This window comes from Streptomyces sp. NPDC047108, assembly GCF_040643575.1.
Lineage (GTDB): Bacteria > Actinomycetota > Actinomycetes > Streptomycetales > Streptomycetaceae > Streptomyces.
The window spans coordinates 379,905-403,712 of sequence record NZ_JBEYUP010000002.1 but is presented as its reverse complement, the minus strand read 5'-3'; the positions used below and the strand labels follow the sequence as shown (position 1 = coordinate 403,712).

24 protein-coding genes are annotated in these 23,808 nt (G+C 71.7%); 16 read left to right on the top strand and 8 right to left on the bottom strand.

What is annotated here, in order from left to right; genetic code table 11:
- Positions 1-130: 130 nt before the first annotated feature.
- Both ABZ822_RS06900 and ABZ822_RS06895 read right to left on the bottom strand, forming a co-directional pair.
- A complete protein-coding gene (locus ABZ822_RS06900; protein ID WP_360847991.1) occupies positions 131-1,150 on the bottom strand; it encodes a phosphotransferase in 1,020 nt (339 codons plus the stop codon).
- 130 nt (positions 1,151-1,280) lie between these two features.
- Positions 1,281-1,940, bottom strand: a complete 660-nt coding sequence (locus tag ABZ822_RS06895; RefSeq protein WP_360847988.1) for a response regulator transcription factor — start codon at positions 1,938-1,940, stop codon at positions 1,281-1,283.
- A 322-nt stretch (positions 1,941-2,262) separates the two neighbouring features.
- Here ABZ822_RS06895 and pdhA point away from each other — a divergent pair, with 322 nt between their 5' ends.
- Genes pdhA through ABZ822_RS06880 form a run of 3 tightly spaced genes read left to right on the top strand, consistent with a single transcriptional unit; the run spans position 2,263 to position 5,974 of the window.
- The gene (gene pdhA, locus ABZ822_RS06890; RefSeq protein ID WP_360847985.1) at positions 2,263-3,417 is read left to right on the top strand and encodes a pyruvate dehydrogenase (acetyl-transferring) E1 component subunit alpha; all 1,155 of its coding nucleotides are present in this window, start codon (positions 2,263-2,265) and stop codon (positions 3,415-3,417) included.
- 1 nt (position 3,418) lies between these two features.
- Positions 3,419-4,399, top strand: coding sequence for an alpha-ketoacid dehydrogenase subunit beta (locus tag ABZ822_RS06885; protein ID WP_360847982.1), 981 nt, complete (start codon positions 3,419-3,421; stop codon positions 4,397-4,399).
- A 21-nt stretch (positions 4,400-4,420) separates the two neighbouring features.
- A complete protein-coding gene (locus ABZ822_RS06880; RefSeq protein WP_360847979.1) occupies positions 4,421-5,974 on the top strand; it encodes a 2-oxo acid dehydrogenase subunit E2 in 1,554 nt (517 codons plus the stop codon).
- Positions 5,975-6,105: 131 nt separating this feature from the next.
- Here ABZ822_RS06880 and ABZ822_RS06875 read toward each other — a convergent pair whose 3' ends face one another.
- The gene (locus tag ABZ822_RS06875) at positions 6,106-6,543 is read right to left on the bottom strand and encodes an ATP-binding protein (protein ID WP_360847976.1); all 438 of its coding nucleotides are present in this window, start codon (positions 6,541-6,543) and stop codon (positions 6,106-6,108) included.
- Between the two features lie 243 nt (positions 6,544-6,786).
- Here ABZ822_RS06875 and ABZ822_RS06870 point away from each other — a divergent pair, with 243 nt between their 5' ends.
- The 6 genes from ABZ822_RS06870 (at position 6,787) to ABZ822_RS06845 (ending at position 10,764) form a co-directional block, all read left to right on the top strand.
- Positions 6,787-7,665, top strand: a complete 879-nt coding sequence (locus tag ABZ822_RS06870; RefSeq protein ID WP_360847973.1) for a helix-turn-helix transcriptional regulator — start codon at positions 6,787-6,789, stop codon at positions 7,663-7,665.
- Between the two features lie 3 nt (positions 7,666-7,668).
- A complete protein-coding gene (locus ABZ822_RS06865; protein WP_360847970.1) occupies positions 7,669-7,863 on the top strand; it encodes a DUF397 domain-containing protein in 195 nt (64 codons plus the stop codon).
- A gap of 76 nt (positions 7,864-7,939) precedes the next feature.
- Complete coding sequence (locus ABZ822_RS06860; RefSeq protein WP_360847967.1) at positions 7,940-8,212, top strand: hypothetical protein; 273 nt, start codon at positions 7,940-7,942, stop codon at positions 8,210-8,212.
- Entirely contained in the window at positions 8,209-8,658 is a 450-nt protein-coding gene (locus ABZ822_RS06855; RefSeq protein WP_360847963.1) for a PIN domain-containing protein, read from the top strand. The genes ABZ822_RS06860 and ABZ822_RS06855 overlap by 4 nt, the downstream gene beginning before the upstream one ends.
- A gap of 103 nt (positions 8,659-8,761) precedes the next feature.
- A complete protein-coding gene (locus tag ABZ822_RS06850) occupies positions 8,762-9,466 on the top strand; it encodes a GntR family transcriptional regulator (RefSeq protein WP_360847960.1) in 705 nt (234 codons plus the stop codon).
- The gene (locus ABZ822_RS06845; protein WP_360847958.1) at positions 9,463-10,764 is read left to right on the top strand and encodes an MFS transporter; all 1,302 of its coding nucleotides are present in this window, start codon (positions 9,463-9,465) and stop codon (positions 10,762-10,764) included. Before ABZ822_RS06850 ends, ABZ822_RS06845 begins: the two co-directional genes overlap by 4 nt.
- Positions 10,765-10,815: 51 nt before the next feature.
- Here the strand turns inward: ABZ822_RS06845 and dgt are convergent, their stop codons facing one another.
- Entirely contained in the window at positions 10,816-12,141 is a 1,326-nt protein-coding gene (dgt, locus tag ABZ822_RS06840; protein ID WP_360847955.1) for a dGTP triphosphohydrolase, read from the bottom strand.
- Positions 12,142-12,303: 162 nt separating this feature from the next.
- On the opposite strand from dgt, the gene ABZ822_RS06835 reads away from it, so the two are divergent.
- The 4 genes from ABZ822_RS06835 to ABZ822_RS06820 all read left to right on the top strand — a co-directional run bounded on the left by ABZ822_RS06835 (position 12,304) and on the right by ABZ822_RS06820 (position 16,724).
- Positions 12,304-13,599 carry a M18 family aminopeptidase gene (locus ABZ822_RS06835; protein WP_360847952.1) on the top strand — a complete coding sequence of 432 codons (1,296 nt, stop codon included), beginning with the start codon at positions 12,304-12,306 and terminating at the stop codon, positions 13,597-13,599.
- A 1-nt stretch (position 13,600) separates the two neighbouring features.
- Positions 13,601-15,541 (top strand): BTAD domain-containing putative transcriptional regulator, encoded by a 1,941-nt coding sequence (locus ABZ822_RS06830; RefSeq protein ID WP_360847949.1) that lies wholly within the window; start codon positions 13,601-13,603, stop codon positions 15,539-15,541.
- Positions 15,542-15,643: 102 nt separating this feature from the next.
- A complete protein-coding gene (locus ABZ822_RS06825) occupies positions 15,644-16,315 on the top strand; it encodes a DUF4232 domain-containing protein (protein WP_360847946.1) in 672 nt (223 codons plus the stop codon).
- A 181-nt stretch (positions 16,316-16,496) separates the two neighbouring features.
- Positions 16,497-16,724, top strand: a complete 228-nt coding sequence (locus ABZ822_RS06820; RefSeq protein WP_360847943.1) for a hypothetical protein — start codon at positions 16,497-16,499, stop codon at positions 16,722-16,724.
- A 154-nt stretch (positions 16,725-16,878) separates the two neighbouring features.
- On the opposite strand, the gene ABZ822_RS06815 is transcribed toward ABZ822_RS06820, so the two are convergent.
- Positions 16,879-18,720, bottom strand: coding sequence for an NHL domain-containing thioredoxin family protein (locus ABZ822_RS06815; RefSeq protein WP_360847940.1), 1,842 nt, complete (start codon positions 18,718-18,720; stop codon positions 16,879-16,881).
- 74 nt (positions 18,721-18,794) lie between these two features.
- On the opposite strand from ABZ822_RS06815, the gene ABZ822_RS06810 reads away from it, so the two are divergent.
- Complete coding sequence (locus ABZ822_RS06810; protein ID WP_360847937.1) at positions 18,795-19,292, top strand: LURP-one-related family protein; 498 nt, start codon at positions 18,795-18,797, stop codon at positions 19,290-19,292.
- Between the two features lie 54 nt (positions 19,293-19,346).
- Here ABZ822_RS06810 and ABZ822_RS06805 read toward each other — a convergent pair whose 3' ends face one another.
- A complete protein-coding gene (locus tag ABZ822_RS06805; RefSeq protein ID WP_360847934.1) occupies positions 19,347-19,829 on the bottom strand; it encodes a MarR family transcriptional regulator in 483 nt (160 codons plus the stop codon).
- Between the two features lie 120 nt (positions 19,830-19,949).
- On the opposite strand from ABZ822_RS06805, the gene ABZ822_RS06800 reads away from it, so the two are divergent.
- Positions 19,950-20,315: an HGxxPAAW family protein gene (locus ABZ822_RS06800; protein WP_360847932.1), complete on the top strand. Its 366-nt coding sequence runs from the start codon at positions 19,950-19,952 to the stop codon at positions 20,313-20,315.
- A gap of 83 nt (positions 20,316-20,398) precedes the next feature.
- Here the strand turns inward: ABZ822_RS06800 and ABZ822_RS06795 are convergent, their stop codons facing one another.
- Entirely contained in the window at positions 20,399-21,199 is an 801-nt protein-coding gene (locus ABZ822_RS06795) for a carbon-nitrogen family hydrolase (RefSeq protein ID WP_360847929.1), read from the bottom strand.
- A gap of 157 nt (positions 21,200-21,356) precedes the next feature.
- Between ABZ822_RS06795 and ABZ822_RS06790 the strand changes: the two genes are divergently transcribed.
- Positions 21,357-22,181, top strand: a complete 825-nt coding sequence (locus ABZ822_RS06790; protein WP_360847926.1) for a maleylpyruvate isomerase family mycothiol-dependent enzyme — start codon at positions 21,357-21,359, stop codon at positions 22,179-22,181.
- 62 nt (positions 22,182-22,243) lie between these two features.
- Here ABZ822_RS06790 and ABZ822_RS06785 read toward each other — a convergent pair whose 3' ends face one another.
- Positions 22,244-23,641 (bottom strand): FAD-binding oxidoreductase, encoded by a 1,398-nt coding sequence (locus tag ABZ822_RS06785; RefSeq protein ID WP_360847924.1) that lies wholly within the window; start codon positions 23,639-23,641, stop codon positions 22,244-22,246.
- Positions 23,642-23,808 lie beyond the last annotated feature (167 nt).

Genomic DNA, 23,808 nt, shown 5'->3' with positions numbered 1-23,808 from the left:
TGAAGCACCTGGCCCCGTGAAGGCAGCCGCCCGATGAAGGCACCTGGCCCCGTGAAGGGCAGCCGCCCGGTGAAGGCGCCTGGCCCCGTGAGGGCAGCCGCCCGGTGAAGCCCTGACCGGTGGACACGGCCTAGCCCGCGAAGGCGTCGCGCACCGCCTCGTACTCGCGCGTCCACCACACCGACAGCGCCGCCGCCGCCGGGAACTGCGGATCGGCCCGGCGGTCCAGCAACTGGTAGCGCCAGCGCAGCATCCAGAAGTCGTTGAGCCGCTCCCACCAGACCCGGTGGACGGCCGCCGCCAGCTCGGCGGGGCTCGCGCCGGTCGCCGCCCGGTAAGCGCGGGCGTACGGACGCACCTTGCTCAGCTCCAGCGTGCCCCCCGGCCGTACGAAGAAGATCGCCGCGGCGCGCACCGCCTCCTCCGCGCGCGGCTGGACGCCCAGCCGGTCCCAGTCGAGGATCGCGGCGGGTTCGGCGCCGCGGTAGAGCAGGTTCAGCGGGTGGAAGTCGCCGTGCACCCAGCCGGTCGCGGGCTCCGCACCGGCCTCGGGACGCTCGTGGGCGTGGCGTTCCAGCAGGGAGCGGCGCTCGACGAGCCGGTGCTCGGCGAGTTCGTCGAAGCTGTCGCGCGGATGGTTGGCGCGCGCCAGGCGGAGCAGTTCCTCGATGACTTCGTAGGTGTCCGACGGGTCGGCGCTCTCCACCCGCGCCTCGGACTCCGGGACGGGCGACTGCTGCATCACCCGCTCCAGGCAGGTGTGCACCAGCCCCAGCAGCGCGCCCAGACGCCGCGACTGGGCGCAGGTCAGCTCGGCGCCGTCGCGGTGCCTGCCGTCGATCCAGGGGTGGAGGGTGTAACAGGCGTCGCCGATGACCGTGACCGTACGGCCGTCGGCGTCGGCCAGGGGCGGCACGACCGGGAGCCCGAGCGCGCCGAGCCGCGTGATGGCGCCGTGCTGGTGGGCGATGGCCTCGCTGTCGCCGTCGAGGTGGTGCTTGAGGAAGTACCGGCCACGGGTGGTGGCCAGCTGGTAGCCGCGATTGAGCAGGCCCTGGGCGACCCGCTCGCAGGACAGGGGCTCTCCGGTGCCCTCGTACCGGCGGAGCAGGGCGCTGAGCGCGACGGGAGTGTCATATGTGCGCGGCACTCGCCAGATGTTAGATGACTTCGTCACACAACGTGCCCGCACGAGCGCGCAGAGATACCTCCGCAGGTGAGGGCCGGGCGTGCGGCGGCCCTGTGGGGATGCGGGGGAGCGGGCGGACGGCTGGTCCGGTTCAGTGTTTTTCCGCCTGCAGCCGGGCGGCGTACGCGGCGGCCTGCGAACGGCGCTCCATGCCGAGCTTCGAGAGGAGGCTGGAGACGTAGTTCTTGATCGTCTTCTCCGCGAGGTGGAGGCGTTCGCCGATGGCGCGGTTGGTCAGCCCCTCGGCGATCAGCTCGAGGACCTTCCGCTCCTGTCCGGTGAGCCGGGTCGGTCCGTCGTCCGTCACGGCGCCGCGCCCTTCGCGCAACCGCTCCAGGACGCGGGTGGTGGCCACCGGGTCGAGCAGGGACCTGCCGGCCGCCACGTCCCGTACGGCCGCGAGCAGCTCCCGGCCGCCGATCGCTTTCAGCACATAGCCCGAGGCCCCGGCGACGATCGCGTCGAAGAGGGCTTCGTCGTCGGCGTACGAGGTGAGCATCAGGCAGGCGACGGAGGGGTCCCGGGAGCGGATCTCGCGGCACACCTCGACGCCGCTGCCGTCCGGAAGGCGTACGTCCAGCACCGCCACATCCGGCCGCGCAGCCGGGATACGGGCCAGGGTCTCGGCCGCGGAACCGGCCTCTCCCACCACCGCGAGGTCCTCTTCGACGGACAGCAGTTCCCGCACGCCGCGTCGTACCACCTCGTGGTCGTCGACCAGGAATACCCTGGTTTCTCCGCCTTCGGCCACGGGGTCAGTGTCACATATTGGCTCTTCCCGTGCCCCAGTTCTCCGGGATACCGTGCGGTTGTCCCGGCAGCCCGCAGGGCTGTGACCAGTGCAGTTCCCGCACTCCTCTCAATTTACTTGGATATCCAAGAAAAAACGCAGGTCAGAGGGGTTAGGCGGAGGTGTGGCGCACTGGGTAACGTGCCTTCTGCAGGCCACGTCCGGGGCACCTGTCACGCCCGGTTCGGCCGCGCCGCACATACCCCGTGCGCCGTTCGAAGCGGGTGAGCCCTAACTGGCCGCCGGCGGATCCCGGGGGCCGGACAGACGGAGGAGCACAACCGTGACCGTGGAGAGCACTGCCGCGCGGAAACCGCGTCGCAGCAGCGGCAAGCGCACCGGCGCCAAGAAGCCGCCGGCCGACGCCCGCCCCGAGCTCGTACAGCTGCTGACGCCGGAGGGCGAGCGGGTCGAGCACCCCGACTACTCGATCGACCTGTCCGAGGAGGAGCTGCGCGCTCTGTACCGGGACATGGTGCTGACCCGCCGATTCGACGCGGAGGCCACGGCGCTCCAGCGTCAGGGCGAGCTGGGCCTGTGGGCCTCCCTGCTCGGTCAGGAGGCGGCGCAGATCGGCTCCGGCCGCGCGCTGCGCGACGACGACTACGTCTTCCCGACCTACCGCGAGCACGGCGTCGCCTGGTGCCGCGGGGTCGACCCGACGAACCTGCTCGGCATGTTCCGCGGCGTCAACCACGGCGGCTGGGACCCCAACAGCAACAACTTCCACCTCTACACGATCGTCATCGGCTCGCAGACGCTTCATGCGACCGGTTACGCGATGGGCGTGGCCAAGGACGGCGCCGACTCCGCCGTGATCGCCTACTTCGGCGACGGCGCGTCCAGCCAGGGCGACGTCGCCGAGGCCTTCACCTTCTCCGCGGTCTACAACGCTCCCGTCGTCTTCTTCTGCCAGAACAACCAGTGGGCGATCTCCGAGCCCACCGAGAAGCAGACCCGCGTCCCCCTCTACCAGCGCGCCCAGGGCTTCGGCTTCCCCGGCGTCCGCGTCGACGGCAACGACGTGCTGGCCTGCCTCGCCGTCACCCGCGCCGCGCTGGAGCGGGCGCGCAGCGGCCAGGGCCCCATGCTCATCGAGGCGTTCACCTACCGCATGGGCGCCCACACCACCTCCGACGACCCCACGCGCTACCGCCTCGACGAGGAGCGGGCCGCCTGGGAGGCCAAGGACCCGATCCTGCGGCTGCGGACCCACCTGGAGAAGCAGGGCGCCGCCGACGACGCCTTCTTCACGGAGCTGGAGAAGGAGAGCGACGCACTCGCCAAGCGGGTGCGCGAGGCCGTGCGCGCCATGCCCGACCCGGACTCGATGGCGATGTTCGAGCACGTCTACGCCGATGGGCACGCGCTCGTCGATGAGGAGCGCGCGCAGTTCGCCGCGTACCAGGCTTCGTTCGCGGACGCGGAGGGGAACTGACATGGCTGCCGAGAAGATGGCGATGGCGAAGGCGATCAACGCCTCGCTCCGCACGGCCATGGAGGCCGACCCCAAGGTCCTCGTCATGGGTGAGGACGTCGGCAAGCTCGGTGGCGTCTTCCGCGTCACCGACGGTCTGCAGAAGGACTTCGGCGAGGAGCGGGTCATCGACACCCCGCTCGCCGAGTCCGGCATCATCGGCACGGCGATCGGCCTCGCGCTGCGCGGCTACCGCCCCGTCGCCGAGATCCAGTTCGACGGCTTCGTCTTCCCCGCGTACGACCAGATCGTCACGCAGCTCGCCAAGATGCACGCCCGCGCACTGGGCAAGGTCAAGATGCCGGTCGTCATCCGCATCCCCTACGGCGGTGGCATCGGCGCCGTCGAGCACCACAGCGAGTCGCCCGAGGCGCTGTTCGCGCACGTTCCCGGGCTCAAGGTGGTCTCCCCGTCCAACTCGGCCGACGCCTACTGGATGATGCAGCAGGCCATCGAGTCCGACGACCCCGTCATCTACTTCGAGCCCAAGCGCCGCTACTGGGACAAGGCCGAGGTCGACACCACCGCCATCCCCGGCCCGCTGCACGCCGCCCGCGTCGTGCGCGAGGGCACGGACCTGACCCTGGCCGCGTACGGCCCGATGGTGAAGGTGTGCCTGGAGGCCGCCGCCGCGGCGGCCGAGGAGGGCAAGTCGCTGGAGGTCGTCGACCTGCGCTCGATGTCCCCGGTCGACTTCGACACCGTCCAGCGGTCGGTGGAGAAGACCCGCAGGCTCGTCGTCGTCCACGAGGCGCCGGTGTTCCTGGGGACGGGTTCGGAGATCGCGGCCCGGATCACCGAGCGGTGCTTCTACCATCTGGAGGCACCCGTCCTGCGGGTCGGCGGCATGCACGCGCCGTACCCGCCGGCCAGGCTCGAGGACGAATACCTGCCGGGGCTCGACCGGGTGCTGGACTCCGTCGACCGCGCGCTGGCGTACTGAGGGGCCGAGGAGATCGTGACCATGACCGAGACGACGCTCCCCCGGAATTCTTCCGGGGGCACGCCCATCCGAGAGTTCCGAATGCCGGACGTCGGCGAAGGACTGACGGAAGCCGAAATCCTCAAGTGGTACGTCCAGCCGGGCGACACCGTGACCGACGGGCAGGTGGTCTGCGAGGTCGAGACCGCCAAGGCCGCCGTCGAGCTGCCGATCCCGTTCGACGGGACCGTGCACGACCTGCGCTTCCCCGAGGGGACGACCGTCGACGTCGGCACGGTGATCATCTCCGTGGACACCGCGCCCGGCGGCGGTTCGGCCGCCCCGGCGGCCGGTGACGCCGCGTTCGAGCCGCCGAAGACCGAGGAGGCCACCCGCGAGGCGGCCGAGACGGGCCCGGCGCCCACCCCCGCGCGTTCGGAGGGCGGTGACGAGCCGCAGGGCCGTCAGCCGGTCCTCGTCGGCTACGGGGTCTCCGCCTCGTCGACCAAGCGCCGGCCGCGCAAGCAGCAGCCGGGCCAGGCCGCGTCCGTCCCCGGCCAGAACGGGGCGGCCGCCGCCCTGCAGGCCGAGATGAACGGCCACGCCGGTGCCGTCACCGCGCCCCAGCAGGGCGCGCGGCCCGCCGGGCCGTCCGCGTCCGCGGCGCCGGGCGGACGTCCGCTCGCCAAGCCGCCGGTCCGCAAGCTCGCCAAGGACCTCGGCGTCGACCTCGCGACGGTCACGCCGACCGGTCCCGACGGGATCGTGACCCGGGACGACGTGCACGCGGCGGCGGCCTCGGCCATGGCCGTGCGGGACGTCGCACCGGCCGCGCAGGCCCCCGCGGCGCAGGCCGCACCGGCCGAGGCCCCGGCGCCCGCCGTCGCTGCCGGGGAGCGCGAGACCCGTGTGCCGGTCAAGGGCGTCCGCAAGGCGACCGCGCAGGCGATGGTCGCCAGCGCCTTCACCGCGCCCCACGTCACGGAGTTCGTCACCGTGGACGTGACCCGCACGATGAAGCTCGTCCAGGAGCTGAAGCAGGACCCGGACATGGCCGGGCTGCGGGTCAACCCGCTGCTCATGGTCGCCAAGGCGTTCCTCGTGGCGATCCGCCGCAACCCGGAGGTCAACGCGGCCTGGGACGAGGCGAACCAGGAGATCGTGCAGAAGCACTACGTGAACCTGGGCATCGCCGCGGCCACCCCGCGCGGCCTCATCGTCCCCAACGTGAAGGACGCGCACGCCAAGACCCTGCCCGAACTCGCCTCCTCTCTGGGCGAGCTGGTGTCCACCGCGCGCGAGGGCAAGACGTCGCCCGCGGCGATGCAGGGCGGCACGGTCACGATCACCAACGTCGGCGTCTTCGGCGTCGACACCGGCACCCCGATCCTCAACCCCGGGGAGTCGGCGATCCTGGCCTTCGGCGCGGTCAAGCTCCAGCCCTGGGTCCACAAGGGCAAGGTCAAGCCCCGCCAGGTCACCACGCTGGCGCTCTCCTTCGACCACCGCCTGGTCGACGGCGAGCTGGGCTCGAAGGTCCTCGCGGACATCGCGGGCGTCCTGGAGCACCCGAAGCGGCTGATGACCTGGACGTAGCACGGCCGGTCGGCAGCGACTCGGAGAGGGCCCGGACGCTCGGCGTCCGGGCCCTCTCCGTCGCATGTCACGGAGTTCGGAACCGGTCGTGAACGTGCCGTGCGTCTGTCGACTCAGCGGATTCTCCGCCCTCACCGTGACTGCCACAGCGGTGTTCCCTCGACGATGTCCAGCTCGGCCCAGACGGTCTTGCCGGGGTTGCGGGGCATGATGCCCCAGCGGTTCGCGAGGTTGCCGACGAGCAGCAGCCCGCGGCCGGAAGCCTCGTCCTCGGCGGCCGTCCGTACGCGGGGGAGGCGTTCTCCACGCGTATCGCTGACTTCGACGCGTACGGCGGAGGCGATCAGGGCCAGCCGTACGCGAAAGAGACGGCCGGGCAGCGTGCCGTGCAGTAGGGCATTGGTCGACAACTCGCTGACGACCAGCGCCGTTCGGTCGGCGAGGCCGGCGAGGCCCCACTCGGTGACCAGCCGTGCCGCTCGTCGGCGAGCGAGGGAGACGCTGCGCGGGCTCGCGGTGTAGTTGAGCGCGTCCTCACGGAGAACGGTCTCGGATTGCGGGACGGCCATGGGCTCACGCCTCCGGTTGAGCTGGGGATTTCCGAGTGCGGCGGTGGCGTTGCCGTCGTCGCCTGGGCATGGCGAGGCGGCGCCCTTCCGCCAACTGGCTTCGCTGTGCGAGCGGTTGCGTACCGAAGGTAGTGACGCACGGGAGCGCCGTGCAAGCCGTCTCGGAGAAATATGTCTCCAGGTCTTGGTTGTGTGGCCTCGTGAACCGCTGCAAACTGATGCCGGTTTGGAGAGTGAGGTGTCGTGGCAAGGGATCGGGCGGCTCTGGGAAACCGCGTATCGACCGTGCTGGCCAGGAGGTTGGGCGGCGAACTCCTGCGTTTGCGAACCGCGGCGGGGCTGACACAGCCTCAAGCGGCTGATGCTCTCAGCGCTACCGCCGCGAAGATCGCCAAGATGGAGCGGGGATGGGTGCCGTTCCGGGATCCCGACGTCCGCGCGTTGTGCGCCCTGTACGGCCTGAGCGATCAGAAGGCCGTCGACGCTCTCCTTGAGGTGGCCAAGCTGGACCGGGAGCGCCGCAAGGCGAGCGGGTGGTGGAAGCGCTACCCCGATGTAGCCATCGCCGAGTACCTTGCGATGGAGGACGCGGCGGTGCGCATCCGGACGTGGCAGGTAGCGCTGGTGCCGGGCCTGTTGCACACGCCGGAATACACAGCCGCCCTCGCTCGTGATCAAGCCATGATTGATGACCCGGACGAGATTCAACAGTGTGTGGAGGTGAAGCAGAACCGGCAGAGGCGACTCCATGGAGAGACGCCGCTGAACGTGTGGGCAGTGGTGTGGGAATCCGTGCTGCGGCAGCGTGTTGGGGGCGTTGACGTGATGCGCAGGCAACTGGAGCACTTGCTGCGTGTGTCCCACTACCCGAACGTCTCGTTTCAGGTGGTTCCGTTCAGCGCCGGCGGCTTTCCCGGCATGATCGGGCCGTTCAACATCGTCACATTCGCCGAACCCACGGCCCTGGATGTGGTCTACGCGGACAACCCGTCCGGAATGATCTGCCTGGAGAGCGAGTCCGGCGCGCTCGCGCACGACAAGATCTTCGATCGGACCGTGAGGCTGGCGCTGTCGGAGCGGGACTCACGCGATCTGGTTGAGCGAATCCACAAGGAGATCTGAAGCATGCCGCAGTTCGTCTTCGTGAAATCGCGCCGCAGCGCAGATGGCTTGGACTGCGTCGAAGTCGCGACCAACGTCCCCGGCACGGTGGCCGTGCGGGACTCCAAGGACCCGGAGGGTCCGATACTCCGCTTCGCCCCCGCCGAGTGGGTCGCGTTCCGTGCGGCCCTGGTGCGGGGGTGCTTCGACGCCGCGTAGCGGGGCGAGTTCTGGGCGCGTACCGGCAGAGCCCGCTACCGTTACGAGGGAGACCCGCGAACAGGGAGCATCCGCGATGAGTCCCGCAGACGAGGCGGCCCTGCCGCCTCACGTCCCGGAAGAGTCCATCACAGCGCAGGTCACCGTCTCCGGTGCCATTGCTGACATGCTGCGTGACCTCGCAGCCATTGATGGGCGCACCCCGGAAGAAATGGTGCAGGAGTGGGTGGCAGGAAGAGTCGTGATTCCTGCGGGTCCGGCGAGCGCTGAGGACTGGGAGCTCTTCGACGGGCCGGCGGACCTGTCAGCGCGAGCCGATGAGTACCTGCGTGGCGGGTTCGGGCAGTGACCGAACCGCTCCCGTTTGCTGTCGCCGATACCTCCGTCCTCCTCGCCGCCTTCAACCGCCGTGACAATCTGCATAAGGAGGGCGTGGGTGTTCTCACAACAGCCCGCATTCTCGTCGTGTCTCCCTTGGTCCTCGCGGAACTCGACTACCTCTTGACGGCGAAGGCTGGGGAAACCACCGCTGTGCAGGCAGCGGAGCGCATTGCGGCCCTCGCTTCGCTGGGGCAGGTGCACATCGCGCACGTCGACCACGGGGCGATCCGAGAGGCGGCAGATCTCCTCCGCCGGTACCAGGGACAAGCGATCGGGCTCACGGACGCCGTCAACGCAGTTCTGGCGTGGAAGCTCAGAAGCCCGGTGATCCTCTCGTTCGATGGCCATTACCGGCACACGATCGGTCCCCGCACGGCCGGGGAGAAGCATCTGGAAGTGCTGCCGCAGGGGTAGTCGTCGGAGCTTTCCCCGCCCCCGTCTCCGCCCCCGTCTCCGCCCCCGTCCGGATCGCGGACGACCGATGCTGACGCATACGTGTTGTATCTAAGATGTGCGCATGGCTTCCGCGTCCGCCCCCGCCAAGCAGCCCCCCGCCGCCGACCGCGTCTACGTCCACGTCAAACAGGGCGTACTGGACCGCCGTTACGAAGGCGGGACGCTGCTCACCGAGGGCGGGCTCGCCGAGGCCGTCGGGGTGTCCCGTACGCCCGTGCGCGAGGCGCTGCTGCGGCTGGAGGCCGAAGGGCTGATCAAGCTCTACCCCAAGAAGGGCGCGCTCGTCCTGCCCGTCTCCGCCCAGGAGATCGGCGACGTCGTCGAGACCCGCCTTCTCGTCGAGGAGCACGCCGCGCGCAAGGTGGCCCCCGCGAGCCCGCGCCTGATCGCGCGGCTGGAGGAGCTGCTGGAGGAGCAGAAGCGGTGCGCGGAGACGGGCGATCTGTCCGCGGTGGCCGTGGCGGACCGCTGCTTCCACGCGGAGATCGTGCGCAGCGCGGGCAATCAGATCCTCGACCGCCTCTACGACCAACTCCGCGACCGCCAGCTCCGGATGGGCGTCGCCGTCATGCACGCGCACCCCGACCGGATCGCCAAGAACATCGCCGAGCACGCCGAGATCCTCCGCGCCCTGCGCAGCGGTGACGCCGACGCGGCGGCCGAGGCCGTGCACCAGCACGTGAGCTGGGTCCGCGTCCTCGTCCGGGGTGACGAGCGGTGGGGCGGCGAGTGGCGGAGCGGCGAGGCGTGGGGTGCGGGCCGGTGACCTCAGCCATACGCCTGCCCGGTGATCCCCCCGGCGGGCGCCGGGCCGTCGCCGTCTGGAGCCTCGGTGTCGCCGTCTACTTCGTCGCGATCACGTACCGCACGAGCCTCGGCGTCGCCGGACTCGACGCGGCCGACCGCTTCGGCATCAACGCCTCGGCCCTGTCGACCTTCTCCATCCTCCAACTGCTCGTCTACGCGGGCATGCAGATCCCCGTCGGCCTGCTCGTCGACCGGCTGGGCACCCGGAAAGTCCTGACGCTCGGCATCGTCCTGTTCACGGTCGGCCAGCTCGGCTTCGCGCTCTCCCACACGTACGCCACCGCCCTCGCCTCGCGGGCCCTCCTCGGCTGCGGCGACGCGATGACGTTCATCAGCGTGCTGCGGCTCGGCTCGCGCTGGTTCCCCGCCCGCCGGGGGCCGTTGATCGGGCAGATCGCGGCGCTGATCGGCATGGCGGGCAATCTGATCTCCACGATCGTGCTCGCGCGCCTGCTCCACGACATCGGCTGGACACCGACGTTCGCGGGCAGCGCTGTCGGCGGCGCGGTGGTCCTCACGCTCGTCCTGCTCTTCCTCAAGGACCACCCCGAGGGCTACGCGCCGGAGCCGCCGCCCCGCCACCACGCCAAGGGGTTCGTACGCCGGCAGATCGCGGCGGCCTGGCGGGAGCCGGGGACGCGGCTGGGGATGTGGGTGCACTTCACCACCCAGTTCCCGGCGATGGTGTTCCTGCTGCTGTGGGGGATGCCGTTCCTGGTCGAGGCGCAGGGGCTCTCCCGCGCCGAGGCCGGTGAACTGCTCACCCTGGTCGTGCTGTCCAACATGGTCATCGGCCTCGTCTACGGCCAGGTCATCGCCCGCCACCACCGGGCCCGTATGCCGCTGGCGCTCGGTACGGTCGCGGCGACCGCGCTCACCTGGGGCGCGGCCCTGTTCTGGCCGGGCGGGCACACGCCGGCCTGGCTGCTGATCACGCTCTGCCTGGTGCTGGGTGGCTGCGGACCTGCCTCGATGATCGGCTTCGACTTCGCCCGTCCGGCCAATCCGCCCGAGCGCCTGGGCACCGCCTCGGGGATCGTCAACATGGGCGGATTCACCGCCTCCATGGTCACGCTCCTGGCGATCGGCGTGCTGCTCGACCTGACCGGCGACCGGTACGGGATCGCGTTCGCCTCCGTCTTCGTCCTGGAGGCGTTCGGCATCTCCCAGATCCTGCGGCTGCGCGGGCGTGCGCAGCGGCGCGAACGCGAACGCGTGGTGGCCAGCCGCGTGGAGACCGTGCACGTCCCCGCGTAGACCGCGCTCAGGGCCGTGTACGCCCCCGCCGAATCGCGCCGAAGGGGCCGTTCACGGCCACACGTTGTCGTTCACCGACCCCAGCCCGGCCCCGGACAGCCTCTGGTGGAGCGCGATGGCGTGGTCCTCGGTGAGCGACGCGACATGGTCGGCGGCCGCCCGCAGCGGATCCCCGTGCAGCTGCAGCTCGTCGGCCCGGTCGGGCGGCAGCAGCTCCGGCGACTCATGGCTCCAGCGCAGGAGTTCGCCGACGATCCGCCGCTTGCCGTGCTGCTGCGTGGCCAGCGCCGGACGGTCGATGACGTACGCCCACACCAGCTCCTTGAGCAGGTCGCAGGCCGCGCGGCGCTCCGGCGGGATGACCAGGCGGGCGCCGTACCGGATCGCCGCGGCGCCGCCGACCTCCAGCTCGATGCCGCGCGTGAAGTACGCGATCAGGTCCGCCGTACGCCGGTTGACCGCCACCGCGTCCTCGTGACTGCCGCTGTACGGCGCCGGGACCGCCAGCCGCTTGCCGATGTCCGCCATCAGCTCGCGCGCCGCCCCGCGGTCGAACTCCACGCCCTCCCGCGCCCGTTTCTGCTGGACGTAGTCCAGGAAGCGCTCGGTCTCGCGCTCCGTCTCACCGCCCGCCGTCCCAGGCGGCGGGAACAGCGAGGCGAGCGGGATCAGACCGGTGCGGTAGAAGTCCTCCACGTCGTGGCAGGCGTAGGTGACGTCGTCCGCCCAGTCCATCACCTGTTCCTCGACCGGCACATCGGTGCCGGTGCGGCCCGCGCGCACCCAGGCGAACGCCTCTCGGTCCGCCACGTAGACACCCCACTTCACATGCCGCGCCGGGTCCTGGTCCAGCGGAGCCCGCTCCCACGGGTACTTCGTCGAGGCGTCCAGGCAGGCCCGGGTGAGGTGCAGCCCGCGGTGGCCGGGGTACTTGTGCGCGGCGAGGAAGGTCAGGACGCGCAGCGTCTGCGCGTTGCCCTCGAAGCTGTCCAGCACCCCGTCGGCGCACCGCAGTTCGTCCATCGTCCGCCGCAGCGCGGTCTCGCCCGCGTGCCCGAACGGCGGGTGGCCGATGTCGTGCGCCATGCAGGCCGCCTCGACGAGCGCCGGGTTGGGGCCGCCGTACTGCCGCTCCAGCCGCTCGGCCATCCGCCGCCCGAGCTGGGCCACCTTCATCGAGTGGGTCAGCCGCGTGTGGTACGCGCCCAGCTCGCCGCTCGCCACCACCTGGCTCTTGCCGGCCAGCGCCCGCCACTGCGTCGAGTACAGGATCCGGTCCACGTCGTGCTCGAAGCCCGACCGCTGGCCGTCGTCGGACACCCGCCGGCCCAGGGAGTGCTGTTCCAGGTCGTCGTCGCTGTACTTGGCCGGTCGCATGCGGCGGATGCTACGCCGCCCGGCCGGTACGGACCACGCGCGACGGTGCGGAGCGGCGCGGTTGCGGAGCGCTGCGGCGCGCGGCCCGGTGCCGCGCTCGGGCGTGCACGCCGGAGCTCGCGCCCATGAGACCCCGGGGCGCCCCGTATCTATGCTGTCGGCATGAGCCCCCAGCCCCGCTTCGACCGCGGACACACCGACGACCTCACCGGCTTCCTCGACAGGAGCCCCTCGCCCTACCACGCCGTGGCCAACGCCGCGGAACGGCTGGAGAAGGCGGGCTTCAGGAAGGTCGAGGAGACCGCCGCGTGGGACGCCGCGGCCGGCGGGAAGTACGTGCTGCGCGGGGGCGCGATCATCGCCTGGTACGTGCCGGAAGGAGCGGGCCCCGAGACGCCCTACCGGATCGTCGGCGCGCACACCGACTCCCCCAACCTGCGCGTCAAGCCGATCCCGGACACGGGCGCGCACGGCTGGCGGCAGATCGCCGTCGAGATCTACGGCGGCACCCTGCTCAACACCTGGCTGGACCGGGACCTCGGACTCTCCGGCCGTGTCACGCTGCGCAGCGGGGAGCACGCGCTGGTGTCCGTGGACCGCCCGCTGCTGCGCGTTCCGCAGCTCGCCGTGCACCTCGACCGCTCGGTCAACGCCGACGGCCTCAAGCTCGACAAGCAGCGGCACATGACCCCGATCTGGGGCCTGGGCAAGGTGGAGGAGGGCGACCTCGTCCGCTTCGTCGCCGAAGAGGCCGGCGTCCCCGCCGCGGACATCGCCGGATGGGACCTCATGGTCCACAGCGTGGAGCCTTCCGCCTACCTCGGCCGCGACCGCGAACTCCTCGCCGGGCCGCGGATGGACAACCTGCTGTCCGTGCACGCCGGTACGGCCGCGCTCGCCGCCGCCGCCACCTCAGGCACCCCGCCGCACCACATCCCCGTCCTCGCCGCCTTCGACCACGAGGAGAACGGCAGCCAGTCCGACACCGGAGCCGACGGCCCCCTCCTCGGCAACGTCCTGGAGCGCTCCGTCTTCGCCCGCGGCGGCGGCTACGAGGAGAAGGCCCGCGCCTTCGCCGGGACGGTCTGCCTCTCCTCCGACACCGGCCACGCCGTGCACCCCAACTACGCCGAGCGGCACGAGCCGGGGCACCACCCCGTTCCCAACGGCGGCCCCATCCTCAAGGTCAACGTCAACCAGCGCTACGCGACGGACGGCAGCGGCCGTGCCGTCTTCACCGCCGCCTGCGAACGGGCCGGTGTGCCCTGGCAGCCCTTCGTCTCCAACAACGCCATGCCGTGCGGCACCACGATCGGACCGATCACCGCCGCCCGCCACGGCATCGCCACGGTCGACATCGGTGTCGCGATCCTCTCGATGCACTCGGCTCGTGAACTGTGCGGTGCGGAAGACCCGTACCTGCTGGCGAACGCGTTGTCCGCCTTCCTGGAGAACTGAATTGGAATTCTCGCTGCTCGGCCCGGTCACGGTCGCGACCGGAGCCGGTGAACTTCCGCTGGGGCCGGCGAAACGGCGGAGCGTGCTCGCTCTGCTGCTGCTCCAGCCCAACATCACCGTCTCCATCGAGCAGTTCATCACCTCGCTGTGGGAGGACGAACCGCCCGCCCACGCCCGTACCGTCGTCCAGGGGCACGTCTCGCGGCTGCGCCAGACGCTGGCCGAAGGGGGAGCGGACGCGTACGGGGTCGAACTGGCCACCCGCGGCTCGTCCTACCTGCTGCGGCTGCCCGAGGAACTGATCGACGCCCACCGGTTCAGCGAACTGAGCGCGCTCGCCCGGCCGGAGTCCGCAGCGCAGGACGCCGTGTCCCTGCTGCGCGAGGCGCTCGGCCTGTGGCGCGGACCGGCGCTGTCGGGCACGGTCTCCGGCGCGCAGTTCGCCGCCGCGGCCCACGCGCTGGAGGAACGGCGGCTGGCCGCCGTCGAGGCCCTCGCCACCGCGCACGGCGCACTCGGCGAACACGGCCAGGCGGCGGCCGTCCTCTACGCGGAAGCGGCCGCCAACCCGCTCCGCGAAGGACTCGTCGCCGCCCTGATGGGAGCCCTGTACCGGGCGGGCCGCCAGTCGGACGCCATCAACTGGTTCCACCGGACACGGCAGTTGCTCGGCGAGGAGCTGGGCGTGGACCCCGGGGAACGGCTCACGCGCGCCTACGAGGAGATCCTGCGCGCCGAGGCCGTGGCGACGGAGCCGCCGCGGCAGCAGCCCGCAGCAGGCCCGCAGCCCTCCGCGCCCCGGGACCCGCGCACCCAGCTGATGCCGGACCAGGGGCGGCAGCCCGCCGTCCCCCACCAGAGCAGCCAGGCCCCCGCGGGCGGCTCCCCGCAGGGCGGCACCGAGCGCACCGGCGGCGACCCCGCGCACCCGACCGCCCCGCGCCATCTGCCCCGCCCTCCCGCCCGCTTCCTCGGCAGGGAGGCCCAACTCGCCGAACTGACCTGGTGGCTCACCGACAACGGCGGCGGGGAGAGCCCCATCGCCGTCGTCGCCGGACCCGCCGGCGTGGGCAAGACCGCCTGCGCGGTGCAGTGGGCCCACCTGCACGCGGCCGCGTTCCCCGACGGACAACTCTTCGCCGATCTCGGGGGGTTCGGCGAAGGAGCCGAGGCCACACCCGCCGCCGTGCTCCGCGAGTTCCTGCTCGGCCTCGGAACCCCGCCCGACCACATCCCGCCCTCGGCCGACGCCGCGTCCGCGCTCTACCGCTCCCTCGTCGCCCGCCGCCGCGTCCTCGTCGTCCTCGACAACGCCCGGAGCTCCGCCCAGGTACGGCCGTTGCTGCCCGGGGGCCCGGGCTGCGCGACGATCGTCACCAGCCGCAGCAGGCTGGACGGACTGGTGGTCACCGACGTCGCCCGGCCCGTACCCGTACAGGTCCTCGGCACCGACGAGGGCATGGCCCTGCTCGGCACCATGCTCGGCCACGAGCGGGTCGCCGAAGACCCCGACGCCGCCCGTGCGTTGGTCCACCTCTGCGAAGGGCTCCCGCTCGCCCTCCGGGCCGCCGCGGCGCAGCTCACGGCCCGCCCGCGCTGGCGGCTCGCCCGGCTGGCCGCGGCGCTGAGCGACGAACGGCGGCGGCTGTCGCTGCTCTCCGCCGAGGACACCGGGATAGCGGCCGCGCTGGCGACATCGGTGGCCCGTCTCTCCGCGGACGACGCCCGGCTGCTCAGCCGGCTCGCCATGGGATCGGGCCGGGAGGTGGACGCCCTCGCCGTGGCCGCCCTCGCCGGATCCGACCCCGACCACGCGAGGGACGGCCTCGACCGGCTCGCCGAAATGCACCTCGTGGACGAGGCAGCGACCGACCGCTACGTCATCAGCACCCTGGTCCAGCTCTTCGCCCGCGACAAAGACGCAGGTGAGAAGGGTTCCTGAGGGGCGACAACGGAGCGTTAGGCGGAGGTTAGTGACACGGCAACGGGTCTCGGCAGAGTTTCCCCCGTCACCGAACGACACCTTCGAAACGGGAGATCCGACATGCCGAACACCCTCCGCACCAAGCGCTCCATCCGCATCGCCGCCGCCTGCCTGACCGCCGCGGCTGCCCTGTCGCTGACGGCCTGCAACAACGACGCCGGCGGCGTCCGCTCCTCCGGCGAGGCGAAGAAGAGCTCGACCGAGCAGAGCGCGGGGCAGAACACCCAGGGCAAGGACGGCAAGGCGGGCGCATCGGAGGGCAAGGGCAAGGAAGGCGCGGGTACGAGCACCAAGACCACCGGCGAGGTGCAGGCGTGCACGGCCGAGACGCTCGCGGTGGAGGCGGAGGCGGTCAAGAGCCCGATCAACCACATGGTCCTGGTCGCCACCAACAACTCGGACTCCGCCTGCAACCTCTACCACTACCCGACCGTCGGCGAGGAGGGCGCGCAGGCCGCCCTGCCGCCCGTCGAGGAGAGCAAGCCGCAGGCCGTCGCCACCCTCGAGCCGGGCCAGTCCGCGTACGCCGGCGTGCTCCTCTCCTCCGCCGACGGTTCGGGCGGTGAGGGCCGCGAGACGAAGAACTTCACCGTCGGTCTCATGGACACCGAGGGCACCCCGACCGACGAGTCGCCCATGATCGTGGAGGCCCCCGGCGGCAGCACGCACGTCGACGACAACGCGCGGGTCACCTACTGGCTGTCCGACATGAAGGACGCGATCTCCTACTGATCCGGTCCTGCTGACAGGTCGCACTGATACGACGCGCCGGCCCCTCCGGGGGCCGGCCGGTGCCGTTCACCCCGCAACTCGCGGCCGCCGCAACTCCCGGCCGAAGCATGGCCGTTCCGGGCCCGGGTACCCGAAGAGGGTCCAGCCCGGAACAGTCAAGTCATAGCGGGAGGCGGACAGTATGGGTATCGGCGGGTGCATTGCCCTGATCGCGGTGGGCGCCATCATCACCTTCGCAACGGACTGGGAGATGGCCGGAGTCAACGTCGATCTGGCCGGACTGATCATGATGGTCGTCGGCTTCATCGGCCTCGCCGCGTACGTGAGCATCCTCAAGCGCCGCAGGGTCCAGCCGCCCGGGCCCGGCGCACCGGTCGTCGAGGTGGACGAGCGCAACCGCCTGATGTGAGGCGGCACGCCGAGCGGTACGAGTCGAGCGGTACGAGTCGAGCGGTACGAGTCGAGCGGTTCGAATCGAGCGGTACGAGTCGAGCAGGACGACGGGCCGACGAGCCCGGTGACAGGCCGTGCGCGTACGTCAGCCACCCACGGCCACGGCGGGCTCAGCCCTCCAGACCCGCCAGCACCAGCGGCAGCCGCTCCACGCCCGATCCGCTCACCCGGACCGGAACACCCCAGTCCTGCTGGTGCACATGGCAGGCCGGGAACTCGTTCGCCGGATCGTCGTCACAGGACGCGGCCATCGCGGAGACGTGCAGAACGCCCTCCGCGACCCCGTCCGCGAGGACCAGGTCCCGCGCCAGGTCCGTGCCCGTCCCGGCGCCCTCCGCCAGGAGTTCGGGCGGTGAGGCGCTCACGATCAGCCGGGTCGACGGACCGTACCGCTCGTCGAGCTTCTGTCCGGACGGCGCCTGGAACACCACGTCCAGACGGAGCTTCCCCGGGGCCACATCGGTCGCGGCACGCTGCGTGCGATGGGCCACGGCCTCGACCCGTACGGCCTCCTCCGGCAGGCGCAGCCGCGTCAGCCGGTGGCGCGCCGACTCGACCACGACGATGTCACCGTCCACCAGCACCGCACCGGACGGCTCCCGCAGATCGGTCGCCAGCGTGCTGACCTCACCGGTTGCCGGATCGTAGCGGCGCAGCGAGTGGTTGTACGTGTCACTGACGGCCACCGAGCCGTCGGGCAGCGCCGTCACCCCCAGCGGATGCTGGAGCAGCGCCTGCCCGGCCGGACCGTCCCGGAGCCCGAAGTCGAAGAGCCCCGTCCCCACGGCCGTGCGGACCACGAAACCGCCCGAGCCGTCGTGCTCGACCCGGCGGACGGCGGACGTCTCGGAGTCCGCGACCCAGAGCCCGTCGTCCGCAGCGGCGAGCCCCGACGGCTGCGCGAACCACGCCTCGGCCGCCGGGCCGTCGACCAGCCCCTCGTTGGTCGTCCCGGCCACCGCCTCGACCGTCCCCGTCACCGGGTCGTACGTCCAGAGCTGGTGCACCCCCGCCATCGCGATCCACAGCCGGTCCGCGAACCACGCCACGTCCCACGGCGAGGACAGACTCACCTCGCGCGCCGGCCCCGATGTGGGCGACCCCTGCCACCACTGGAGCCCGGTCCCCGCGATCGTCGTGACCTCGCCTGTGGCCGGGTCGTAGCGGCGCAGCGCGTGGTTCACGGTGTCGGCCACCGCGATCGCGCCGTCGGGCAGCGGCGCCAGGCCCTGCGGCTCGCTGAACCGCGCCCGCTCCGGCCCGCCGTCCGCGAGCCCGCGCTCCCCGGTGCCGATCCGCCGGACCACGGTCTCGCCGTCGGCCGCCAGCTCCACGAGCCGGTGGCGCGTGGTGTCGGAGACGAGGAAACCGCCGTCGGGCAGCAGCAGCGCCTTGCCGGGGAAGCGCAGTTCGGTGGGCTCCGGCTCGGGCGCGATCCCCCCGGCTACCGCTGGGGGTGCCCCCAGGACCCCGCCGCGCCGGAGCGTGCCCTTGGCGGCGTGGACGGCCTCCAGCTCCTCGACGAGCCGCGTGATGGCGTGGGCGTGGCCCTCGCCCGCGTGCTGGGCGACGATGTAGCCCTCGGGGTCGATGACGACGAGCGTGGGCCAGGCCCGTACCGCGTACTGCTTCCAGGTGGCCAGCTCGGGGTCGTCCAGGACGGGGTGGTGCACCGCGTAGCGCTCGACGGCGTCGACGACGGCCTGATGCTCGGCCTCGTGCACGAACTTCGGCGAGTGGACGCCGATGATCACGACGGTGTCGCGGTGCTTCTCCTCCAGCTCCCGCAGCTCGTCCAGGACGTGCAGGCAGTTCACACAGCAGAACGTCCAGAAATCAATGACGACAATCCGTCCTCGCAGGTCGGCGAGGGTCAGATCGGTGCCACCGGTGTTGATCCAGCCGCCTTTGCCGATCAGCTCGGGGGCGCGGACGCGTGCGCGGGAAGACATGGTTCCAGCCAACCACAGCGGGCGTACGGGTTGTTCCGGTGGGCAGCGCCCCGCGCAGCGGGAAGAGGTCTGTCATGAAATACCTGGTGCGCGACCGGATCTTCGGGATCGGCGAGGACTACTGGATCGAGGACGAACAGGGCCGGAAGGTCTTCCTCGTCGACGGGAAGGCCCTGCGGCTGCGGGAGACCTTCGAGCTGAAGGACACGGACGGGCGGGTGCTCGTCACGATCAAGAAGAAGATGGTCAGCCTCCGCGACGCGATGCAGATCGAGCGCGGCGACGGCCGCCTGGCGGTCATCAGAAGGAAGCGCCTCTCCCTGATCCGGAACCACTACCGGGTCGAGCTGGTGGACGGCACCGTGCTGGACGTGAGCGGCCGGATCCTGGACCGGGAGTTCACCATCGAGTACGAGGGTGACCTCGTGGCCCACATCTCCCGCAAGTGGCTGCGGGTGCGGGACACCTACGCCGTGGACGTCCTGCGGGAGGAGGCGGACCCGGCGCTGATCATCGCCGTGGCGGTGTGCGTGATCCGGCTCGCGGAGCGGGAGCGCGGTCTCGACGACTGACCGCGCTCGCCGGGCGACCGACCCGCGACGGGCGAGGTTCGCGGGCCGGGGCGGTCAGTCCGTGGTCATCTCCCGCAGCTTCGCCAGATGGTCGCGTGCCTCACCGGCGGCCCGGGTGAACCAGTCGGTCAGCACGGCGATCTCGTCGGGCGTGTAGTCGGCGAACAGCGCGTCGAGGCGCTGGTAGAACGGTGCGTACAGCGCGACCACGGGGGCGAGCGCCGTCGCGTCGGCGACCACCCGGACGCGGCGGCGGTCCGAGGGGTCGGGGCGGCGGGTGGCGTATCCGGCCCGTTCGAGGCGGTTGAGCACGCCGGTGATGGCGCCGGTGGTGACGTTGGCGCGCTGAGCGAGATCGCCCGCGGTCAGCGGCTCGTCGCCGGCTTCCAGGATGAAGCCGAGGCAGGTCAGGTCCGTGACGCTCAGCCCCAGCTTCTGGGCCACGTGATGCTGCCCGACGATGCCGAGGGCCACGTACCGGTCCATGCGCTGCAGGGCCTCGGCGGCCGTGGCCGCAGGGCGGGTCTTGCCCTCCACGCCGATTCTCCTTAGCATCTAAGTTACTTAGCTCGTGAGATGAAATCCGTTCTCCGAGCTTACTGCGGCGCGCGGCCTCCGGCCGAGCGCGCGAGGGTCCGTCGGACAGGAGGAGAGGCCATGAGCGCCCACGGCGATGTCGATCTCGGACACACGGTCGCGGGCTGGACCGGCACGGGCATCGCCCTCGCCGGGCTGACCGTCTCGGGGGCCGGTGTTTGCGCCGCGTCGCTGCCGGTGATCCTCGCCGGACTGGGGCTCACGGGCGTGGCCGCGCTGGTGACCTGGTCCCTGCACCTGGCCGGCTGGGGCAAGCCGACCGGGCCGCGGCCCCGGGACCAGTGGGACTGGCGCGTGCGCGACCTCTCGGCCCGGGACGGGCACCCGGAGTGCGTCGGCTGCCGGATGGCCGGGCGGCGCCCGGCGAAGGCGGCGCCGGGGAGCGTGGCCGTGCCCGTGCCGGTACCCGAGTCGCAGCCGGGCTGACCCGAGGCCGACGAGCCGCCCGGCCGGTCGTACGGGAACGCGGTGCGGCGCTCGCACGGGACGCGCACGGAGGCGGGCCGGCGTCAGTCGCGCTTCGGCAGGTCCAGGCCCAGCACGCGGTCGCGCAGCACCGGGAACTCCTTGCGCGTCGCCGCGACCTTCCCCGGGTCCAGCTCGACGGTGAGCACCTGCTCGCCCTCGCCCGCCTCGGCCAGCACCTCGCCCCACGGGTCGACGACCTGGCTGTGGCCCGCCTGCTCGACGCCGCCGGTGGTGCCCGCGGAACAGCAGGCCAGGACGTACGCCTGGTTCTCGACGGCGCGGGCCCGCCCCAGCAGGCTCCAGTGGCCGCGGCGGCGGGCGGGCCAGCCCGCGGGGAGGATCAGCAGCGTGGCGCCGTCGTCGGTGAGCCGCCGGAACATCTCGGGGAAGCGGAGGTCGTAGCAGATCGCCAGACCCATGACGGCGTCCGGGAGTTGGACGGTGACGAGGTCCTGCCCGCCGCCCATCATCACGGCCTCGCCCTCGTCGAAGCCGAAGCGGTGGATCTTGCGGTAGGTGCCGTGCAGGGCGCCGTCGGGGCCGAAGACGAGCGAGGTGTTGTAGAGGGTGCCGTCCGGGTCCCGTTCCACGATCGAACCGGCGTGGAGCCAGACACCCGCCTCCGCCGCGGCGGAGGCCATCGCCTCGGCGGTCGGTCCGCCGGCGGCGGCCTCGGCCTCGGCGTCGAAGGTCTCGTACGCGAAGGCGCCGACCGCCCACAGCTCGGGGAGCACCACGAGATCGGAACCGGCCTGATCGCGGACCAGGGCGGCCACTCGCTCACGGCGTTCGGCGACCGGCTCCTGGGAGTTCACGTCGACTTGGAGCAACGAGGCGCGCACACTACCACCACCCTCGGCATCCGGTGTTCGATTCCGTCGGTCAACGGGGCCTACGATCAGTGGCGAAAGCACTGCCGGGGTGCCCGTGCGCAGCGTAACTTAACTGCAGAGCAGTGGCTCGAGTACCCAGCCCGCGCCCAACCGCCCGAGGGGTCCCGTGACCGTCCAACCTTCTCTTCAGCCCTACATCGACGCCTGGACTCACTCCATCGAAGCCATATCCGAGCTGGTCTCGCCACTCGTGGAGGGCGAGTGGAACCGCGCCACCGCCTGCCCCGGCTGGTCCGTGCGCGACGTGGTCTCCCATGTGATCGGGGTGGACTGCGAAATGCTCGGCGATCCGCGCCCGATCCACACCCTGCCCCGCGACCTGTACCACGTGACGAGCGAGCTGACCCGGTACACCGAGGTCCCTGTCGACGTACGGCGGTGCCACACCGCGCCGGAGATGACCTCCGAACTGGAGTACACGATCATCCGCCGCTCCCGGCAGCTCCGCAACGAGACGCGGGACCCGGGGACGAAGGTCCGCGGGCCGCTGGGGGCCGAGCAGACCCTCGAAGAGGCCCTGCGCTGGCGGGCGTTCGACGTCTGGGTCCATGAGCAGGATCTCCGCCGTGCGCTGGGCAAGCCCGGCGACCTGGACTCGCCGGGCGCGGTCGTCGCCCGCGACTACCTCCTGGACGCGCTGCCCGGGGTGGTGGCCGAGGGCGCGGGCGCGCCGCCGAACACGGCCGTGGTCTTCGATGTGCACGGGCCGCTGGAGTTCATGCGCACGGTCCGGCTGGACGCGGAGGGCAACGTGTCGATCAACGGCAGCCCGTCGCTGGGCCCGGCGGTGACGCTGACGCTGGACTGGGAGACGTATGTCCTGATGGCCTGCGGCCGGGTGAAGCCGGAGGCCGTGTCGGAGCTGGTGAAGATCGAAGGGGACCAGGAACTGGCGCAGGCGATCCTGAAGAAGTTCGCCGTCACGCCGTAGCCGCCGGCCGTCATGGCGTCGCGGGGCGGCGCGACGTCATGACGTGACGCCGTGGCATGAGGTCATGACATGGCGTCAGGCGCGACGTTGTGGTTCAGGCGGAACAGGTTTCCGGGGTCGTGACGGCGTTTGATCGCGGCCAAGCGGGCGTAGTTCTGCCGGTAGTTGGCCCGGACACGGCCGGCGTCGTCGTGGTCCATGAAGTTCACATAGCCGCCCTGCAGGCAGTGCGGGGCGAGCGCTGCGGAGTAGTCGCGCACCCAGCCGACGGCGGCCTCGCACGCGGCCCGGGTCGTCAGCGCGGGTGAGACGGCGACGGAGAAGGCGGCGTCCCGGTAGGCGAACGCGGTCTCCTTCTGCCCGACGCGGTGGCAGGCGCCGTCGATCGGGAAGAAGACGGTCGCGCTCTGCAGACTGGGCGTCATGGCGCCGTAGGACACGTGCACGTCGATGGCCTGATCGCTGAGATCCGGGCTGAAGTGCCCCTTCCCGTAATGGTGGAGGCCCGCGGGCAGCATCTCGTCGAAGAGGGTGTTGGTCACCGGGTACGGCACGCGGGCGACGGCGCTGCCGAGCACCGGGCCGACCTCGTCGAGACGGGCCCGGATCCGCCGGTCCTCCTCGGGCCGCCCCGTCCAGCACACGACCAGCCCGCACAGCGGCCGGCCGTGCCAGCGTTCCGGCAGGAACGGCACGGGCGGTCCGAGGGTGATGACGAGTAGGGCGCTGAAGTCCTCACTGCTTCCGGCGATCAACTCCCGGTAGCCGCGCAGCACATCCGCGTCGAGCGGGTAGAAGACCGGCCCGCCGAGGACGTCGTCCACGGGGTGCAGCCGGTACTCGAAGGCGGTGACCACGCCGACGTTGCCGCCGCCTCCGCGGATGGCCCAGAACAGGTCCGGGTGACGCTCCTCGTCGCAGGTCACCGCCCGCCCGTCCGCGGTGACCAGATCCGCCGCGAGCACGTTGTCGCAGGCCAGCCCGTGGCGGCGGGCGAGATGGCCCATGCCCCCGCCTGTGGTGAGTCCGCCGACGCCGGTGCTGGACACGACTCCTCCCGTGGTGGCGAGCCCGTAGGCGTGGGTGGCGTGGTTGACGTCGGCCCAGGTGCAGCCGCCCTGGACGACGGCCGTACGGGCCTCGGGGTCGACCCGGATGCCGCGCATGCGGCCGAGGTCGAGGACGATGCCGCCGTCACAGCTCCCCTGCCCCGAGAAGCTGTGGTTGCCGCCGCGCACGGCGAGGAGCAGGTCCTGCTCCCGGGCGAAGTCCACGGTGGCCATCGCGTCCGAGGCGTCGGCGGCCCGGACGACGAGCGCGGGGTACTTGTCGTGCATGGCGTTGTAGACCCGGCGGGCTTCGTCGTAGTCGGGGTCGCCGCGCTCGACGATGTCGCCGCGGACGGCGCCGCGCAGGCGCCCCAGCGGTGCGTCGTCCAGCGGGGTGGTGAGGGTGGTCATGGCGGGCACCGGCTTCCGGGGCGTCGGAGGAACGCTGACGGTTCCCGTTCTAGGCGCGCGGGGCGGGTGTCCTCATCGCCGTTACGGGCCATTGCGGCGGGGGGCATGGTCAGAACGGCCCATGCGGGGAGACGTGGCGTCGGCGGTCCATGGTCACCGATCCCTCA

Coding starts and splice junctions, on each gene's coding strand:
- ABZ822_RS06885 (WP_360847982.1), top strand. CDS start 3,419: ATGGCTGCCGAGAAGATGGCGATGGCGAAGGCGATCAACGCCTCGCTC.
- ABZ822_RS06880 (WP_360847979.1), top strand. CDS start 4,421: ATGACCGAGACGACGCTCCCCCGGAATTCTTCCGGGGGCACGCCCATC.
- ABZ822_RS06875 (WP_360847976.1), bottom strand. CDS start 6,543: ATGGCCGTCCCGCAATCCGAGACCGTTCTCCGTGAGGACGCGCTCAAC.
- ABZ822_RS06865 (WP_360847970.1), top strand. CDS start 7,669: ATGCCGCAGTTCGTCTTCGTGAAATCGCGCCGCAGCGCAGATGGCTTG.
- ABZ822_RS06860 (WP_360847967.1), top strand. CDS start 7,940: ATGAGTCCCGCAGACGAGGCGGCCCTGCCGCCTCACGTCCCGGAAGAG.
- ABZ822_RS06850 (WP_360847960.1), top strand. CDS start 8,762: ATGGCTTCCGCGTCCGCCCCCGCCAAGCAGCCCCCCGCCGCCGACCGC.
- dgt (WP_360847955.1), bottom strand. CDS start 12,141: ATGCGACCGGCCAAGTACAGCGACGACGACCTGGAACAGCACTCCCTG.
- ABZ822_RS06835 (WP_360847952.1), top strand. CDS start 12,304: ATGAGCCCCCAGCCCCGCTTCGACCGCGGACACACCGACGACCTCACC.
- ABZ822_RS06825 (WP_360847946.1), top strand. CDS start 15,644: ATGCCGAACACCCTCCGCACCAAGCGCTCCATCCGCATCGCCGCCGCC.
- ABZ822_RS06820 (WP_360847943.1), top strand. CDS start 16,497: ATGGGTATCGGCGGGTGCATTGCCCTGATCGCGGTGGGCGCCATCATC.
- ABZ822_RS06815 (WP_360847940.1), bottom strand. CDS start 18,720: ATGTCTTCCCGCGCACGCGTCCGCGCCCCCGAGCTGATCGGCAAAGGC.
- ABZ822_RS06810 (WP_360847937.1), top strand. CDS start 18,795: ATGAAATACCTGGTGCGCGACCGGATCTTCGGGATCGGCGAGGACTAC.
- ABZ822_RS06800 (WP_360847932.1), top strand. CDS start 19,950: ATGAGCGCCCACGGCGATGTCGATCTCGGACACACGGTCGCGGGCTGG.
- ABZ822_RS06785 (WP_360847924.1), bottom strand. CDS start 23,641: ATGACCACCCTCACCACCCCGCTGGACGACGCACCGCTGGGGCGCCTG.